We start from the raw sequence: 15,107 nt of genomic DNA, 5'->3' as shown, positions 1-15,107 counted from the left end.
CCTCAGATCGCCCCGCCGGTGAGCCGCTGGCAGATCAGATCGAGCTGGTCGAGCGTCGAGTAGCGGATCGTCACCGTGCCCGAAGCCAGGTCGGCGTTGGAATCGATCTTGACCGGCAGGCCGAGGAATTCCTCGAGATGGTTCTGCACGGCGGCGATATCCGCGTTCGGTGTGCTGCCCTCGCGCGCGGTGCGTGGCCGGCGCGGGGCGCTGTCGCCGCGCTGCTTCTTGCGCACCAGCTTCTCGATCTCGCGCACCGACATCTGCTTGGAGACGGCGGCCTCGGCAATATCCTCCGCCCCGTCGCAGCCGATCAGCGCGCGGGCGTGGCCCATCGACAGGTCGCCCTTCTCGACGAGCGTGATGACGCCCTCGGGCAGCGCGAGCAGGCGCTGGAAGTTGGCGACATGGCTGCGGCTCTTGTCGACCATGCGGGCGATTTCGGCCTGGGTCATGCCTTCCAGTTCGGACAGACGGTTGTAGGCGCGCGCCTCCTCGATCGGGTTGAGGTCCTCGCGCTGGAGGTTCTCGATCAGCGCGAGCGCCATGACCTCTCGGTCGGTCAGCTCGCGCACCAGCGCCGGAATTTCGTGCAGCTGCGCCTTCTGGGCCGCGCGCCAGCGGCGTTCACCGGCGACCAGCTGGAAGCGGCCGTTGTCGAGCGGGCGCACGATGATCGGCTGTATCACGCCGCGCTGGGCGATCGACGCAGCCAGTTCCTCGAGCGCGGCTTCCTCGAACACGCGGCGCGGCTGCTGCGGGTCGGGCTGGATATCGGCGATCGCAAGCACGGCGAGCCCGCCACGCGATGCCCAGCCCGCGCTGCCGCCGCCATCGTTCGAGGTCGATACGGGCTCCTCGCGCCGGGTCTCGCCCAGCAGCGCGCCGAGGCCGCGGCCAAGGCCCTTGGGCTTCGCGCGGGCCGGAGGCGGATTCACGCTCAGGCGGACAATGGAGTCGTCGTTCATGCCGCTTTCCTCTTCTCGGGCAGCCGGGTGATCAGCTCGCGGGCGAGCGCCATGTAGGCGCGGCTGCCGGCGCAGGCGTGGTCGTAGATGAGCGCCGGAACGCCGTGGCTCGGCGCTTCCGACAGGCGCACGTTGCGCGGGATGGTGGTCTCGAAGATCAGCTGGCCGAGGCACGAGCGCACGTCCTCGGAGACCTGTTCGGTCAGGCGGTTGCGGCGGTCGAACATGGTCAGCGCGATGCCGATGATGCCGAGGTCCGGGTTGAAGCGCTGTTGCACCCGCTCGACCGTGGTGAGCAACTGGCTCAGTCCTTCCAGCGCGAAGAACTCGCACTGCAGCGGCACCAGCAGGGTGTCGGCGGCGGTGAGCGCGTTGAGCGTCAACAGGCCCAGCGAGGGCGGGCAGTCGATCAGGCAGACGTCGTAGGGCAGATCAGGCGCCCGCAGCGCCCGCTGCAATCGGTGGGCGCGGTCCTCGCCGTTCACCAGTTCGACCTCGGCGCCGGACAGGTCGACCGTAGCGGGCAGCAGGTCGAGGCCGGGGATCTTGGTCGGCATCACGCACTGCGACACCGGCGTGCCGTCGACCAGCACATCGTACGACGAGGCATTGCGCGCGGATGCCGAAACGCCGATCCCGGTCGAGGCATTGCCCTGCGGGTCGATGTCGATCAGCAGCGTCCGCCAGCCGGTGGCGGCGAGCGCGGTGGCGACATTGATGGCGGTGGTCGTCTTGCCGACCCCGCCTTTCTGGTTGGCAATGGCGATGCGGATCATCTGCTCTTACCCTTCCCGCCGGCAAGCGTGCCGACAATGATGCCTGCCTGCGGGTCCGTGAGAGACTGTTCCACGTGGAACACATGCCGCCAGTTGCGAAGGTCCTGCAATTCTTGGCTGGCCGACTGCCCTTTCGGCAACAGCCAGATCGTGTCACTTGTGGAAAATCGCGAAGATAATACGAGCAGCTTGTCCAAAGGTGCAAAAGCACGCGCCGAGATGACGCTGCAAGGCTGCGAGTCGACGAGTTCAAGGCGCTGGCCGATCACCCGCGCCTTTCCCAGACCCATCGCGATTCGCGCCCGGTCGAGCCACTCGATTCGCCGCGCCCGCGATTCGACCATGAGCACTTCCTGCTCCGGGCGCAGCGCTGCGACGACAAGGCCGGGGAAGCCCGCGCCGGTGCCGAGGTCGAGCCATGGCAGCGTTGTTTCACGTGGAACATGCGGCAACAGCTGGGCGCTGTCGACGATGTGGCGCAGCCAGACCTGATCGAGGCTCCGCGCGGAAACGAGGTTCTGCCGCTGGTTTTCCTCGCGTAGCATGTCGACCAGCACCGCCAGCCGGTCCATCGCCGCGTCGTCGCATCCGGGCAGCGCACACAGCCAGTCGCGGGCCCATTCTTCCGTCGGGACATCTTGGGTCGGCACTTCTGGGGTCGTGGTCACGCGGCCTCCCTGCGGGCATGGACAAGCAGCGCGGCAAGCGCGGCGGGGGTGATGCCGGGGAGCCGCCCGGCCGCAGCGAGAGTCGCGGGCTGCGCGCGCGTCAGCCGCTCGACCATCTCGCGCGAAAGGCCGGCGATCCGGTCATAGGGGAAGCCGTCGCCGAGCGGCAGCGCTTCGCTGGCGCGCAGGTCGCGCAGTTCGCGCTCCTGCCGTTCGAGGTAAGGCGCATAGGCGGCGTCCTCGGCCATCTCCTCGACCAGCGCGGCGTCTTCGCGCAGGGCCGGGTCGATCCAGGGCGAGAGGCCCGCGATGTCCACGCCGCCGAAGCGCAGCCATTCGCGCAGCTGCAGGCGGCCCGCGTCGGAGCGGACGGGGAGACCGGCGACGGCCAGTTCGGTCGCCGGGATGGTTTGGTCCATCGCTTCCGACAAGGCAGCCTTAGCCTGCTCGCGCCGGGCGAACCACTCGCGTCTTTCAGGCCCGACCACGCCCGCCTCGATCGCCAACGGAGTCAACCGCGTCGAGGCGTTGTTCGCCCGTAGTCGCAGCCGGTATTCGGCACGGGCGGTGAGCATGCGGTAGGGTTCGCTGACGCCGTGCAGGGTCAGGTCGTCGATCATCACCGCCATGTAGCTGTTGGCACGGTCGAGCGCCGCCGCCTCGCGGCCGAGCACGGCGGCGGCGGCGTTCATGCCCGCGACCAGCCCCTGCGCCGCGGCTTCCTCGTAACCGGTGGTGCCGTTGATCTGCCCGGCGCAGTAGAGGCCGGGGATCGCGCGCAGTTCGAGGCTGGTCCGCAGCGCGCGCGGGTCGATGTGATCGTACTCGACCGCATAGCCGGGCACGACCATCTCGACCCGCTCCAGTCCCTCCATGGTGCGCAGCATGTCCAGCTGCACATCGGCGGGCAGCGAGGTGCTGATGCCGTTGGGATAGACCAGGTGCGTATCGAGGCCTTCGGGTTCGAGGAAGATCTGGTGGCCGTCGCGATCGGCGAAGCGGTGGATCTTGTCCTCGATCGAGGGGCAGTAGCGTGGCCCCTGTGCGCCGATCGCGCCCGAGAACAGCGGCGAGCGGTGGAGGTTGGCGCGAATGACCTCATGGCTGCGCGGGTTGCTGCGGGTGATCGCGCAGAACACCTGCGGCACCGCGCGGCCCTGCCCCATCGCGGACATCGTCCAGTCTTCACCATCGGAAGGTTGCTCGTCGAGCCTAGCCCAGTCGATGGTGCGGCCGTCGAGGCGCGGCGGGGTGCCGGTCTTGAGACGGGCCATCGGCAGGCTCGCCTCACGCATCTGCGCGGCGAGGCGCTGGGCCGAAGCCTCGCCGATGCGGCCGCCCGTCAGGCGCTCCTCGCCCCGGAACAGCGTGCCGCCGAGGAAGGTGCCGGTACACAGGACTACCGCGCGGGCATCGAGCCGGGTGCCGTCGGCAAGGTCCACGCCAACCACGCGGCCGCCTTCGAGCACCAGCGCGGCGGCCTCTCCGGCAACGAGCGTGAGGTCGCCCTGCTCCGCCAGCAGCCGGTGGATCGCCGCCTTGAACAGCTTGCGGTCGGCCTGGACGCGGGGGCCCTGCACGGCGCTGCCCTTCGAGCGGTTGAGCATGCGGTAGTGAATCGCGGCGGCATCGGCGGCGCGCGCGATGAGACCGTCGAAGGCATCGACCTCGCGCACGAGATGGCCCTTGCCCAATCCACCGATCGCCGGATTGCAGCTCATCGCGCCGACCGCATCGAGATCGAAGCTTACCAAAGCGACGCGCGCGCCCGTGCGCGCGGCGACGGCAGCCGCCTCGCAGCCGGCATGGCCGCCGCCGATCACGATCATGTCGAAGGAATGCATGGCCGCGCCTTTACCGCAGTGCGGGATTCGCGTCAAAGCGCCATGCGTCGAAACGCACGATGTTTCACGTGAAACATCGGATTCACTTGCCGATGCAGAAGCGGCCGAACAGTGCGTCGAGCATATCCTCGGTGGTGGCCCGGCCGACCAGCGCGTCGAAAGCCACGCGAACGCGGCGCAGGCACTCGGCCACGAGCAAGGGGTCGCGCTCGGTGAGAGCGGCGCCCAGCGACCGTTCGGCCGCTTCCAGCAGGCCGTGCTGCCGGGCGTTCAGGGCGGCATCGCCCGGACGCGGCATCGCCTGCCGCGCCGTCTCGACAAGGTCGCGGCGCAAGGTGTCGAGACCCTGTCCCGTGACGGCCGAGACCCGGTGCCGGGCCGCCCCCTTCGACGAGGTCACGACGCGATCGACCTGCGCGGCGATCTCCCAGGCGCTGTCCGGCCCCTGCCCTTCATCGCCCAGCCACAGCACGACGTCGGCGCGGTCCAGCGCGGCGCGGGCGCGGTCGATGCCGATGGCCTCGATCGCGTCGCAGGTCTCGTCGCGCAGTCCGGCGGTATCGGCGAACACGAAGGGCACCCCCTCGATCGCCACCGCGCGGGTGAGCACATCGCGCGTGGTACCGGCCAGCGGCGCGGTGATCGCCGCCTCGTCCTCGACCAGCGCATTGAACAAGGTGCTCTTGCCCGCATTGGGCGGCCCGGCAAGCACGACCCGGAAACCCTCGCGCAGCGTCTCGGCGCGGGGGCGGGCGAGCCAGTCGGACAGTTCGGCGGCCAACGCCCGCAGCCGCTCGGCGAAGTCGGCGGGAAGATCGGCAACGTCGTCCTCGTCGCCGAAGTCGAGCACCGCCTCCAACGCCGCCGAAGCCACGAGACCCCGCTCGCGCCAGTCCTCGACCTGGGCCGAAAACAGGCCGCCGGCCATGGCGATGGCGCTGCGCCGTTGCAGCTCGGTCTCTGCAGAGAGCAGGTCGGCGAGCCCCTCGGCCTCGGCGAGGTCGATGCGGCCGTTGGCGAAGGCACGGCGGGTGAACTCGCCCGGCTCCGCGCGGCGCAGGCCGGGCAGCGCGGCCAAGGCCCGTTCGGTGGCGGCTACGACCGCCCGGCCGCCATGCAGGTGCAGTTCGGCAAGGTCCTCTCCGGTCGCGGTCCGAGGTCCCGGAAACCACAGCACAAGCGCGCGGTCGAGCACTGTTCCACGTGAAACACGCAAGGTCCGGTAGCTTGCGCGGCGAGCTTCGGGCACTCCGCAAAGGGCGTCCAGTGCCGCGCCCGCCTGCGGTCCGCTCAGCCGCACAACGGCGATCGCGGCCGGCGGCGAGCCGCTGGAGAGGGCGAAGATCGTATCGTTCATGGCGTTCGGATGGCTTGCCTAAACGCAAGCTTCAGCGGCGACTACTCGCCGTCCTTCCTGGGCTTGCCCGAGCCGCCCATGCCCATGGCGACGCCGTTGTCGATGAACTGCTGGAACAGCTTGAGGCCGAACTGGCCCATCGGCGCGATCTGCTTGGTCAGCTCGTTGAGCTGGTCGAAATTGCCCGTGCCCTTCATCGCGTTGGTCAGGGCATCGACGTAGACGTCGTTGGCGCGCGTGACGTCCGGCAGGCCAAGAAAACGGCGGGCTTCCTCCGGGGAACACTCGACCTCGACATTGACCTTCATGAGCGGTCTCCCGTTGGATTTTCGCCACCTAGCTGACACATGCGCTTGGCAAAGTCCATCGCAAGTGCCTAACTCGCGCCGAGCCGACAGGCACCCAGACAGGAGTCCCCGATGACCACCAACACCGAAATTCCCACCCTCGACGGCGACGGCCAGATCCCCGCCTACGTGGTTCGCCCAGAAGGCACGCCGCGCGGCGCGATCATCGTGCAGCAGGAAATCTTCGGCGTCGATGCGGGCATCCGCAAGAAGGCGGACGACTGGGCCGCCAAGGGCTACCTCGCCGTCGCGCCCGACAGCTTCTGGCGCCAGAAGCCCGGCATCGAACTCAGCCCCTATGACGAGGGCGAGTTCAAGCAGGCGATCGAGGCGATGATGGCCCACGACTTCGACCTCGGCATCCGCGACCTCGAGGCCGTGATCCACTGGATCCGCCGCGAGGCGGGCGTCGCCAAGGTCGGCCTGGTCGGCTTCTGCATGGGCGGGCGCATCGCCTACATGGTCGCCGCGCGGACCGACATCGACGCTTCGGTGGGCTACTACGGCGTGATGATCGACCAGATGCTCAACGAGAAGCACGCGATCGCGCGCCCCCTCATGCTGCACATCCCGAGCGCCGACCACTTCGTCGATGCTGCCGCGCAGCAGGCGATCCACGAAGGCCTCGACGACCACCCGCGCGTCACGCTGTATGACTACGAAGGCCTCGACCACGGCTTCGCCGCCGAGATCGGGGCGCGCCGCGACGAAGCCGGCGCGCAGCTGGCGGATGGCCGCACCGAGGCGTTCTTCGCCGAGCATATCGGCTGACCATGACCCAGGCCTATCACATGGTCGTGCGCGCGCATGGCGGGCCCGAGGTGATCGAACGCGAGGACTTCGCCGTGCCCTCTCCCGGGCCCGGCGAGTTGGTGATCGAGACCGAGGCGGTGGGCCTCAACTTCATCGATACTTACTACCGCAAGGGCCTCTACCCCGACGCTCTGCCGATCAGCCTCGGCTCGGAAAGCGTCGGAAAGGTCGTCGCGGTCGGTGACGGCGTGACGCACCTTGCCGTGGGCACGCGCGTCGGCACTACGCAGAACGGCGGCGCCTATGCCACCCACCGCGTGATCCCCGCCGCCAAGGCCATGCGCATCCCCGAAGGCATCGCGCCCGAGATCGCCGCTGCCGTCATGCTCAAGGGGCTGACGGCCTGCTATCTCGCCGAGGACACCTTCCCCGCCAAGGCCGGCGACGTGGCGCTCGTCCATTCGGCGGCGGGGGGCGTCGGCTCGCTGCTGGTGCCATGGCTGCTCGACAAGGGCGTGACGGTGATCGCCCACTCGGGATCGCCGGAAAAGGCGGCGCAGGTTCCGGGCGAACATTCGCTTTCGTGCGCGTTCGAGGACCTGCCTGAAGCGGTGCGCGAGATCACCGGCGGGGCCATGTGCCATGTCGTCTACGACGGCGTGGGCGCGGCGAGCTGGGATGCCTCGCTCGCCTGCCTCGCCAGGCGCGGCATGATGGTGAGCTATGGTAATTCCTCGGGCGCGGTGCCGCCGGTCGCGGTTCTCGACCTGATGCGCGCGGGCTCGATCTACCTCACCCGGCCTACCCTGGCCGACTACATCGCAACGCCCGAGGCGCTGGCGAGCAGTGCGAAGAAGCTGTTCGACCGGATCGCCTCGGGCGTGCTGCAACCCAAGATCGGGCAGACCTTCGCGCTGGCGGATGCGGCCGAGGCGCACCGGGCGCTCGAGAGCCGGGGAACCACCGGCTCGACGGTGCTGCTGCCCTGACATCCGATGGGATTCAAAAAAGGGGCCCCGGAACATGTCGTTCCGGGCCCCTTTTTCTATTCAGAACAGCGAGATGATCCCCAGATTGGGATCGATCCAGCCTTCGTAGATCATCTTAGCCGCGACATAGAGGATGACCACGAGGCCCACCCATCCGATCCAGCGATAGCGCTCGATGTACCGCGCGATGAAGTTCGCCGCGAGGCCCATCATCGCGACGGCCACGATCAGGCCGACGATGAGGATGCCGGGATGGTCGCGCGCCGCGCCGGCGACGCCCAGCACGTTGTCGATCGACATCGACACATCCGCCACCGCCACCGAGATGGCCGCCGAGGCGAAGCTCTTGGGCGACTTGAGGCCGGAGCTTTCGTCGCCATCGATCTCGGGCGAGCCGGGTGAATGCCCGGCCGGGCTGTGGTGCAGTTCACGGTACATCTTCCACGCGACCCACAGCAGCAGCAGGCCGCCCGCGAAGATGAGGCCGACGATGCCGAGCAGCCAGGTCACGACGAGCGCGAAGCCGATGCGCAGCACCAGCGCCGCGATCACGCCGATGGCGATGACCTTCTTGCGCTGGTCCGCGGGCAGCCCCGCCGCGAGCGCGCCGACGACGATCGCGTTGTCACCGGCCAGCACCACGTCGATCATCAGGACCTGCAGGAACGCCGACAGCGCCGCGGGCGTGCCGATGTTCGAGAAGTCCTCGACGATGTGCTGCCAGATCTGGCCAGGCCCCTGGATCGCAGGGGCCGCGGCGGCGAGAATGGATAGGATGTCCAAGGTAGGTTGCCCCCTGCCCTGACCGTTACTGGTTCATCGTCGCGAAGAAGTCCTCGTTGGTCTTCGAGTCCTTCATCTTGTCGAGCAGGAATTCCATCGCATCGACGGTGCCCATCTGCATGAGGATGCGGCGCAGGACCCACATCTTCGACAGCTGGTCGCGCGGCACGAGCAGTTCTTCCTTGCGGGTGCCGGACTTGCCGACATCGAGCGCCGGGAAGATGCGCTTGTCGGCCACCTTGCGGTCGAGGACGATTTCCGAGTTACCGGTGCCCTTGAACTCTTCGAAGATGACTTCGTCCATGCGGCTGCCGGTGTCGATCAGGGCCGTGGCGATGATCGAGAGCGAACCGCCCTCCTCGATGTTGCGCGCGGCGCCGAAGAAGCGCTTGGGGCGCTGCAGGGCGTTGGCGTCGACACCGCCGGTCAGCACCTTGCCGGAGCTGGGCACCACGGTGTTGTAGGCGCGGCCGAGGCGGGTGATAGAGTCGAGCAGGATGACGACGTCGCGCTTGTGCTCGACGAGGCGCTTGGCCTTCTCGATGACCATTTCGGCGACCTGGACGTGGCGCTGGGCGGGTTCGTCGAAGGTGGAGGAGATGACCTCGCCCTTCACCGAGCGCTGCATGTCGGTGACTTCTTCGGGGCGCTCGTCGACGAGCAGCACGAGGAGGAAGACTTCCGGATGGTTGTCGGTGATGGCCTTGGCCATGTTCTGCAGCAGCACGGTCTTACCGGTGCGCGGCGGCGCCACGATCAGGGCGCGCTGGCCCTTGCCCTGCGGCGAGATGAGATCAATCACGCGGGCCGACTTGTCCTTGACCGTCGGGTCGAGGCAATCGAGCTTCAGGCGCTGGTCGGGATAGAGCGGCGTCAGGTTGTCGAAGTTGACGCGGTGACGGACCGCATCGGGATCGTCAAAGTTGACGGTAACGAGCTTGGTGATCGCGAAGTAGCGCTCGCCGTCGCGGGGCGCGCGGATTTCGCCTTCGACGGTGTCGCCCGTGCGCAGGCCCCATTTGCGGACCTGGTTCGGCGAGACGTAGATGTCGTCCGGGCCGGCGAGGTAGTTCGCCTCGGGGCTGCGCAGGAAGCCGAAGCCGTCGGTCAGCACTTCGATGGTGCCCTGGCCGACGATTTCCTCGCCGTCCTCGGACACTTCCTTGAGGATGGCGAAGATCAGGTCCTGGCGGCGCAGCGTGGATGCGCCTTCGACGCCGAGTTCCTCGGCCATTTCGACCAGATCGGCCGATGTCTTCTTCTTGAGTTCTTTGAGATGCATTTCTAGGGATTCCGGATGGAAATGAGAGTGTCGGCCGGCGGATCGATGGGCTTGGGGAAAGCTAATCCGGGCACGCGAACGGGTGTCGCGTCCCTGTGCCGGAACAGGGAGGAGATAATCGCTGCCGGGGCCTTGGTCAACGAGTCAATCTACAGGGCGGCGCGTGGGCGGGCCGGGTGGAAATTCCCGCCGCAGGACCGGCTGGCTACCCGCCGCCTTCGTAGCGGCCGCGCCATTGCTCGAAGCGGGCGGCGAGCGGGTCCAGCTGGATGTGGCAGCGGGCCTTGTCGGCCCGATAGGTCTCGGGGCCATAGCCGGGCGCATGCAGGATAGCCTCGACCTGCGCGCCGATATCGAGCTGCGGCGACCGCGATTCCATCCGCCCGAAGTAGTACAGCGCCCCGGCTTCCGCCTTGCGCCGCTGGTCACCCTGGACCTTGCCTGCCGCGACGGAGAGATAGGCGAGGCAGTGCAGATCGTCCTCGTCTGCTTTGGGGAGCCCCGTGAGGGCCAGGGCGGCGGCAAGGACGGGGACGATCATGGGCGACCTCCTAGAACGGCTTCACGACCACCAGAACGACGATCACCGCGATCGCGAGGCCCGGGACTTCGTTGAGCAGGCGCAGCTTCTTCCCAGTCAGCGGGCGCTCGCCCCGCGCCAGTTTCTTCGCATAGCCGACCAGCCAGCCGTGATAGCCCGACAGGCCGAGAACGAACAGCAGCTTGGCATGAAGCCAGCCCTCGCCCCAGGCGCCGAGCGCGGTGGCGGTGAGGATGCCCAGCACCCAGGTCAGGATCATCGCCGGGGTCAGGATGATCTTGCGCAGCTTCGCCTCGCGGTCGATCCAGCGCAGTTCCTCCGCCGAGCCCGCTTCGGACTCCTGATGGTAGACGAAATAGCGCGGCAACATGAACAGGCCGGCCATCCAGAAGATCACGAAGATGACGTGACCGGCTTTCAGCCACAGGTACGTGCTCGACAAAATCTGCTCCATGAAACCTCTTGTAGCGCGCAGGCGACCTGCCGGTCAGCCCCTTTTCCATCCCCGGACGGTCGCCAGCAGCCGCTCGACATTCACGATCGGCGTGTGCTGGCCGATGCCGTGGCCGAGGTTGAAGACGTGGGGACGGTCCGCAAAGGCATCAAGCACCGACAGCGCCCCGCGTTCCAGGTCCTCGCCGCCTGCCAGCAGCAACAGCGGATCGAGGTTGCCCTGCACCGGCATCCCGGCGGGAAGCTCGCGGGCGGCCCAGAGCGGATCGATGGTCTCGTCGATGCCGACCGCGTCCACCCCGGTTTCCCGTGCATAGGCGGGCAGCTTCTCGCCGGCCCCCTTCGGGAAGCCGATGATCGGAGTCTCGGGATGGCGCGCCTTCACGGCGGCGACGATGGCGGCATTGGGCGCGATGACCCAGCGAGCGAACTGCGCGGGGCTGAGCGTGCCCGCCCACGAGTCGAACAGCTGCACCGCCTCGGCGCCCGCTTCGATCTGGCCGCAGAGGTATTCCACAGTCACCTGAGTCACCGCCTCGATGATCGCCTGGAACGCCTCCGGGTCGCGGTAGGCCATGGCGCGCGTGTCGTGCTGGTCTCGGCTGCCCTCGCCTGCGACCATGTACGTGGCGACGGTCCAGGGCGATCCGGCGAAACCGAGCATCGTCTTGTCCACAGACAGCTGGCCCCGCACTTTCCGGACGGTTTCGTAGATCGGTGACAGTCGCTCGGGCACCGCGACGAGGCTTTCGAGCGCGTGATCGACAAGCCGGGGCGAGAGTCTCGGCCCCTCGCCGACCAGGAACTGGAGGTCCTGGCCCATCGCGTAGGGCACGATGAGGATGTCGGAAAACAGGATGGCGCCATCGAATCCGAAGCGATCGATAGGCTGCAACGTAATCTCGGCCGCGGCGTTGGTATCGTAGACCAGCGCGAGAAAACCGCCCTTCTCGGCCCGGAGCGCGCGGTACTCGGGCAGGTAGCGGCCGGCCTGGCGCATCAGCCAGATCGGAGGGCCAGAGTCAGAGTCCGTTTGAGCCCCGCGCAGGGTGTCGAGAAGCAGTCCGGGCATCGCGTTTTCGTCCACTCAAAAAAATATAGAGATTCTCTATAAGGTTGATGGAGGTAGTTGGTCCTGTGGATATCGGGGACGGCTGCGCATTGCCTGATTTGTACCCGGTTGAACAGGCCCAAGCGGCCGATGCGACTCTCCGGGCGGGGTGAGTCAACGAAAGGTTGTTCGCCTTGTCCACAGGCTGTGGACCGACCGGGCCCGGCTGCGCAGAAACTGACTCGGTGAATCCCGGCAGTGGGCAGGAATCGGTGCTGACGAGTTGTCACCGGTTTGCTCCCGTGGTTTATGCCGGGACATATCCACAAGCGGCCCACCCCATGCCGGGGGGCCGCGCAAGGGGCGCTGCGAAGCCGACCATGGCACGAACCCACCTCCACCTGCTCTCTGACTCCACCGGCGAAACGCTGGAGATGATCGCCAAGGCGGCGCTCGCCCAGTTCGACGATTCCGATGTCCTGCGCCATTTCTGGCCGATGGTCCGCTCGCAGCAGCACCTCGACCGCATCATGGCCGAGATCGCCGCCAACCCGGGCCTCGTGTTCTTCACCCTCGTGAACGAGGAGACGCGCGGACGGCTCGAGGAGCGTTGTCAGAGCCTTGGCCTGCCCGCGATCGCGGTGCTCGACGGAGTGACCGACGCGCTCGAGGCCCTGCTGGGCCAGGAGGCGAAGGGGCGGCCCGGCCGCCAGCACCGCCTCGACGACGCCTATTTCGCGCGCGTCGATGCGATCCAGTTCACCATCGCGCACGACGACGGCATCGCCTGGGAGGAATGGGAGGAGGCCGACATCGTGCTTGCCGGTGTCTCGCGCACCAGCAAGACGCCGACCTCGATCTACCTCGCCAACCGCGGCTACAAGTGCGCCAACATCCCGATCGTGGTGGAGAGCCCGCCCCCGCCTTCGCTGTTCGGGCTCAAGCGGCCCCTCGTGGTTGGCCTCACCACCGCCCCCGACCGGCTGATCCAGATCCGCCGCAACCGCCTGCTGTCCCTCAGCCAGTCGCCCGACACCGACTATGTCGACAACGATGCGGTCGACAGCGAACTCAAATACGCCCGGCGCATGTTTGCCGACAATTCCTGGCCGGTGATCGACGTCACCCGGCGTTCGATCGAGGAGACCGCCGCCGCGGTCATCAACCTCTACAACGAGCGCAAGGCCTCCGGCGAAACCGGCCAGGTCGGCCCCAAGCCGATCTGAACGCCACTGACGGAAATGATATGATCGTCCTCGCATCCCAGAGCGCGTCCCGCCGCGCCATGCTCGAAGCCGCCGGCGTTTCCTTCCGGGCACAGCCCGCCCATGTCGACGAGCGTGCCATCGAAGCGGCGCTGGGCGATGCGCCCGCGCCGCAGGTGGCGCTCGCCCTCGCCTGCGCCAAGGCTGAGGCTGTTTCACGTGAAACACCAGGCGCACTGGTGCTTGGCAGCGACTCGCTCGTTTCGTGCGGCGGCCGGCGGTTCGACAAGCCCGCGAGCTGCGACGACGCGGCCGCGCACTTGCGCTTCTTCTCGGGCAAGGTGATGGAACTGCACAGCGCCGCCGGGCTGGTGCGCGATGGAGAGACTCTGTGGGCCGAGGCCGCGCGGGCCGACCTTCACGTCGCCGCGCTGTCCGACGCCTTCATCGAAAGCTACCTCGACGCCGAATGGCCCGAAGTTGCCGCCTGCGTCGGCGTGTTCCGGATCGAAGCGCGCGGCGTGCAGCTTTTCGAACGGATCGAGGGCGACTATTTCACCATCCTGGGCATGCCGCTGCTCAAGGTGCAGGCGGCCCTCCGCAACCTGGGAGTGATGGGCCAGTGACCGTGCCTTATGCAGAAGTGATCGGCGATCCGATCGCGCAGTCGAAGTCTCCGGCGATCCACAATTTCTGGCTCGGGGAGCTGGGGTTGGAGGGACGATACGCCCACTGCCTCGTCAAGCTGGAGGAACTGGCCGACTATCTCGACCGCCGCCGTGCCGATGTTCACTGGCGCGGCTGCAACGTGACGATGCCGCACAAGCTGGCGATCGTGCCCCTGCTCGACCGGCTCGATCCGCTGGCGGCGCGTATCGGCGCGGTGAATACCGTGGTCCGCGAGGCCGACGGCACCCTCACCGGTTACAACACCGACGCGCCCGGCTTCCTCGAGCCCGTGCGCGAGGAAGTGGACAAGATCCACCTGTTCCGCATGGCCCGCGTGCTCGGCACCGGCGGGGCGGCGCGGGCGATCGTGGCGGCGCTGGCGGACGCGAAGTTTGTCATCGTCCTTGCCGGGCGCGACCCTGCCAAGGCGCAGGCCATGCTCGACGAACTCGCGCCGAACGGGGAGCATCATGCGATCCCGCTCAGCCATTTCGCCGATCCCACCGACTTCGCCTTCGACGACCGCGAGCGCTGCTTCGACCTCGTCATCAATGCCAGCCCGCTGGGCATGACCGGCCAGCCCCCCCTGCCCTTCGACTTCAGCCACGCACCGCCGCGCAGCGTCGTCTACGACATCGTCACCAGCCCGCTCGACACCGATTTCCTCCAGCGCGCCCGCGCCGCCGGGTTCGAGACGGTCGACGGGCTGTCGATGCTCATCGGCCAGGCCGCCATCGCGTTCACTCACTTCTTCGGCACCGATGCCCCGCGCAAGCATGACGAAGCACTGCGCGCGCTGATCCAGTCGTGAAGGTGCATGCATGAAAATCCTGGGCCTCACCGGCTCGATCGGCATGGGCAAGTCGACCGTCGCGGCGATGCTGCGCGATCTCGACGTGCCGGTGTTCGATGCCGATGCCGCCGTCCACGAACTCCAGGGTCCGCGCGGCGCCCTGCTCCCGTTGATCGAAGATGCCTTTCCCGGCACCACCGGGCCGGACGGCGTGGACCGCCCCAAACTGGGCACTGCCGTGTTCGGGGACAGGGAGGCGCTTTTGCGGCTCGAACGAATCGTCCACCCCGCCGTCGCGGCTATGCGCGGGGACTTTCTACGGGAAAATGCTGAGGCTCCGCTCGTGGTCTTCGACATCCCGCTGCTCTACGAAAAAGGCGGCCACCAGGGCCTCGACGCCGTGGCCGTGGTCTCCGCCCCGGCCGCCGACCAGCGCGCCCGTGTGCTCGCCCGGCCGGGCATGACACCTGAGAAATTCGAGCAGATTCTGGCACTTCAGGTTCCCGATGCCGAGAAGCGCGCGCGCGCCGACCACGTCATCGACACCGGCACGTCGCTCGCTGCGACCCGCGAACAGGTAGCCGGTATCGTGCGGACGTTGACCCGAACCGATTAATCCCCTGCAAGG

At 67.7% G+C, this 15,107-nt stretch carries 17 protein-coding genes; 6 read left to right on the top strand and 11 right to left on the bottom strand.

Annotated elements, in window-relative coordinates; all coding sequences use genetic code 11:
- Nucleotides 1–2 precede the first annotated feature (2 nt).
- From AC07M9_RS19010 to AC07M9_RS18985, 6 genes are all read right to left on the bottom strand, one after another.
- On the bottom strand, nt 3–968 hold the full coding sequence (locus tag AC07M9_RS19010) for a ParB/RepB/Spo0J family partition protein (RefSeq protein ID WP_494885929.1): 966 nt from the start codon (nt 966–968) through the stop codon (nt 3–5).
- Nucleotides 965–1,744, bottom strand: a complete 780-nt coding sequence (locus tag AC07M9_RS19005) for a ParA family protein (protein ID WP_494885928.1) — start codon at nt 1,742–1,744, stop codon at nt 965–967. The genes AC07M9_RS19010 and AC07M9_RS19005 overlap by 4 nt, the downstream gene beginning before the upstream one ends.
- Complete coding sequence (gene rsmG / locus AC07M9_RS19000; protein ID WP_494885927.1) at nt 1,741–2,412, bottom strand: 16S rRNA (guanine(527)-N(7))-methyltransferase RsmG; 672 nt, start codon at nt 2,410–2,412, stop codon at nt 1,741–1,743. Before rsmG ends, AC07M9_RS19005 begins: the two co-directional genes overlap by 4 nt.
- Nucleotides 2,409–4,256: a tRNA uridine-5-carboxymethylaminomethyl(34) synthesis enzyme MnmG gene (mnmG, locus tag AC07M9_RS18995; RefSeq protein WP_494885925.1), complete on the bottom strand. Its 1,848-nt coding sequence runs from the start codon at nt 4,254–4,256 to the stop codon at nt 2,409–2,411. The genes rsmG and mnmG overlap by 4 nt, the downstream gene beginning before the upstream one ends.
- Nucleotides 4,257–4,338: 82 nt before the next feature.
- Nucleotides 4,339–5,613, bottom strand: coding sequence for a tRNA uridine-5-carboxymethylaminomethyl(34) synthesis GTPase MnmE (gene mnmE / locus AC07M9_RS18990; RefSeq protein WP_494885924.1), 1,275 nt, complete (start codon nt 5,611–5,613; stop codon nt 4,339–4,341).
- A 41-nt stretch (nt 5,614–5,654) separates the two neighbouring features.
- Nucleotides 5,655–5,921, bottom strand: a complete 267-nt coding sequence (locus AC07M9_RS18985; RefSeq protein WP_494885923.1) for a DUF6489 family protein — start codon at nt 5,919–5,921, stop codon at nt 5,655–5,657.
- Between the two features lie 111 nt (nt 5,922–6,032).
- On the opposite strand from AC07M9_RS18985, the gene AC07M9_RS18980 reads away from it, so the two are divergent.
- On the top strand, nt 6,033–6,731 hold the full coding sequence (locus tag AC07M9_RS18980; protein WP_494885922.1) for a dienelactone hydrolase family protein: 699 nt from the start codon (nt 6,033–6,035) through the stop codon (nt 6,729–6,731).
- Between the two features lie 2 nt (nt 6,732–6,733).
- Nucleotides 6,734–7,702, top strand: a complete 969-nt coding sequence (locus AC07M9_RS18975; protein ID WP_494885921.1) for a quinone oxidoreductase family protein — start codon at nt 6,734–6,736, stop codon at nt 7,700–7,702.
- A 60-nt stretch (nt 7,703–7,762) separates the two neighbouring features.
- Here the strand turns inward: AC07M9_RS18975 and AC07M9_RS18970 are convergent, their stop codons facing one another.
- The 5 genes from AC07M9_RS18970 to hemE all read right to left on the bottom strand — a co-directional run bounded on the left by AC07M9_RS18970 (nt 7,763) and on the right by hemE (nt 11,833).
- Nucleotides 7,763–8,485, bottom strand: coding sequence for a TerC family protein (locus AC07M9_RS18970; RefSeq protein WP_494885919.1), 723 nt, complete (start codon nt 8,483–8,485; stop codon nt 7,763–7,765).
- A gap of 25 nt (nt 8,486–8,510) precedes the next feature.
- Nucleotides 8,511–9,767 (bottom strand): transcription termination factor Rho, encoded by a 1,257-nt coding sequence (gene rho, locus AC07M9_RS18965; RefSeq protein WP_494885917.1) that lies wholly within the window; start codon nt 9,765–9,767, stop codon nt 8,511–8,513.
- Between the two features lie 205 nt (nt 9,768–9,972).
- Nucleotides 9,973–10,308 carry a hypothetical protein gene (locus AC07M9_RS18960; protein ID WP_494885916.1) on the bottom strand — a complete coding sequence of 112 codons (336 nt, stop codon included), beginning with the start codon at nt 10,306–10,308 and terminating at the stop codon, nt 9,973–9,975.
- Between the two features lie 10 nt (nt 10,309–10,318).
- Nucleotides 10,319–10,762, bottom strand: a complete 444-nt coding sequence (locus tag AC07M9_RS18955) for a CopD family protein (RefSeq protein ID WP_494885915.1) — start codon at nt 10,760–10,762, stop codon at nt 10,319–10,321.
- Between the two features lie 33 nt (nt 10,763–10,795).
- Nucleotides 10,796–11,833: a uroporphyrinogen decarboxylase gene (gene hemE, locus AC07M9_RS18950; protein ID WP_494885914.1), complete on the bottom strand. Its 1,038-nt coding sequence runs from the start codon at nt 11,831–11,833 to the stop codon at nt 10,796–10,798.
- Between the two features lie 359 nt (nt 11,834–12,192).
- On the opposite strand from hemE, the gene AC07M9_RS18945 reads away from it, so the two are divergent.
- Genes AC07M9_RS18945 through coaE form a run of 4 tightly spaced genes read left to right on the top strand, consistent with a single transcriptional unit; the run spans nt 12,193 to nt 15,095 of the window.
- Nucleotides 12,193–13,038: a pyruvate, water dikinase regulatory protein gene (locus AC07M9_RS18945; protein ID WP_494885913.1), complete on the top strand. Its 846-nt coding sequence runs from the start codon at nt 12,193–12,195 to the stop codon at nt 13,036–13,038.
- Nucleotides 13,039–13,058: 20 nt separating this feature from the next.
- Nucleotides 13,059–13,643: a Maf family protein gene (locus tag AC07M9_RS18940; protein WP_494885912.1), complete on the top strand. Its 585-nt coding sequence runs from the start codon at nt 13,059–13,061 to the stop codon at nt 13,641–13,643.
- Nucleotides 13,640–14,497, top strand: a complete 858-nt coding sequence (gene aroE, locus AC07M9_RS18935) for a shikimate dehydrogenase (RefSeq protein WP_494885911.1) — start codon at nt 13,640–13,642, stop codon at nt 14,495–14,497. Before AC07M9_RS18940 ends, aroE begins: the two co-directional genes overlap by 4 nt.
- A 10-nt stretch (nt 14,498–14,507) precedes the next feature.
- Complete coding sequence (gene coaE / locus AC07M9_RS18930; RefSeq protein WP_494885910.1) at nt 14,508–15,095, top strand: dephospho-CoA kinase; 588 nt, start codon at nt 14,508–14,510, stop codon at nt 15,093–15,095.
- Nucleotides 15,096–15,107: the final 12 nt, after the last annotated feature.

The sequence above is a fragment of the Novosphingobium sp. GW821-FHT09E05 genome (assembly GCF_059416165.1).
This window is presented reverse-complemented; position numbering and strand designations above follow the sequence as displayed.

Excerpts from the sequence above, each read along its gene's own strand:
- AC07M9_RS19010 (WP_494885929.1), bottom strand. The coding sequence starts at position 968 with ATGAACGACGACTCCATTGTCCGCCTGAGCGTGAATCCGCCTCCGGCC.
- AC07M9_RS19005 (WP_494885928.1), bottom strand. The coding sequence starts at position 1,744 with ATGATCCGCATCGCCATTGCCAACCAGAAAGGCGGGGTCGGCAAGACG.
- mnmG (WP_494885925.1), bottom strand. The coding sequence starts at position 4,256 with ATGCATTCCTTCGACATGATCGTGATCGGCGGCGGCCATGCCGGCTGC.
- mnmE (WP_494885924.1), bottom strand. The coding sequence starts at position 5,613 with ATGAACGATACGATCTTCGCCCTCTCCAGCGGCTCGCCGCCGGCCGCG.
- AC07M9_RS18985 (WP_494885923.1), bottom strand. The coding sequence starts at position 5,921 with ATGAAGGTCAATGTCGAGGTCGAGTGTTCCCCGGAGGAAGCCCGCCGT.
- AC07M9_RS18980 (WP_494885922.1), top strand. The coding sequence starts at position 6,033 with ATGACCACCAACACCGAAATTCCCACCCTCGACGGCGACGGCCAGATC.
- AC07M9_RS18975 (WP_494885921.1), top strand. The coding sequence starts at position 6,734 with ATGACCCAGGCCTATCACATGGTCGTGCGCGCGCATGGCGGGCCCGAG.
- rho (WP_494885917.1), bottom strand. The coding sequence starts at position 9,767 with ATGCATCTCAAAGAACTCAAGAAGAAGACATCGGCCGATCTGGTCGAA.
- AC07M9_RS18960 (WP_494885916.1), bottom strand. The coding sequence starts at position 10,308 with ATGATCGTCCCCGTCCTTGCCGCCGCCCTGGCCCTCACGGGGCTCCCC.
- AC07M9_RS18955 (WP_494885915.1), bottom strand. The coding sequence starts at position 10,762 with ATGGAGCAGATTTTGTCGAGCACGTACCTGTGGCTGAAAGCCGGTCAC.
- hemE (WP_494885914.1), bottom strand. The coding sequence starts at position 11,833 with ATGCCCGGACTGCTTCTCGACACCCTGCGCGGGGCTCAAACGGACTCT.
- AC07M9_RS18945 (WP_494885913.1), top strand. The coding sequence starts at position 12,193 with ATGGCACGAACCCACCTCCACCTGCTCTCTGACTCCACCGGCGAAACG.
- AC07M9_RS18940 (WP_494885912.1), top strand. The coding sequence starts at position 13,059 with ATGATCGTCCTCGCATCCCAGAGCGCGTCCCGCCGCGCCATGCTCGAA.
- coaE (WP_494885910.1), top strand. The coding sequence starts at position 14,508 with ATGAAAATCCTGGGCCTCACCGGCTCGATCGGCATGGGCAAGTCGACC.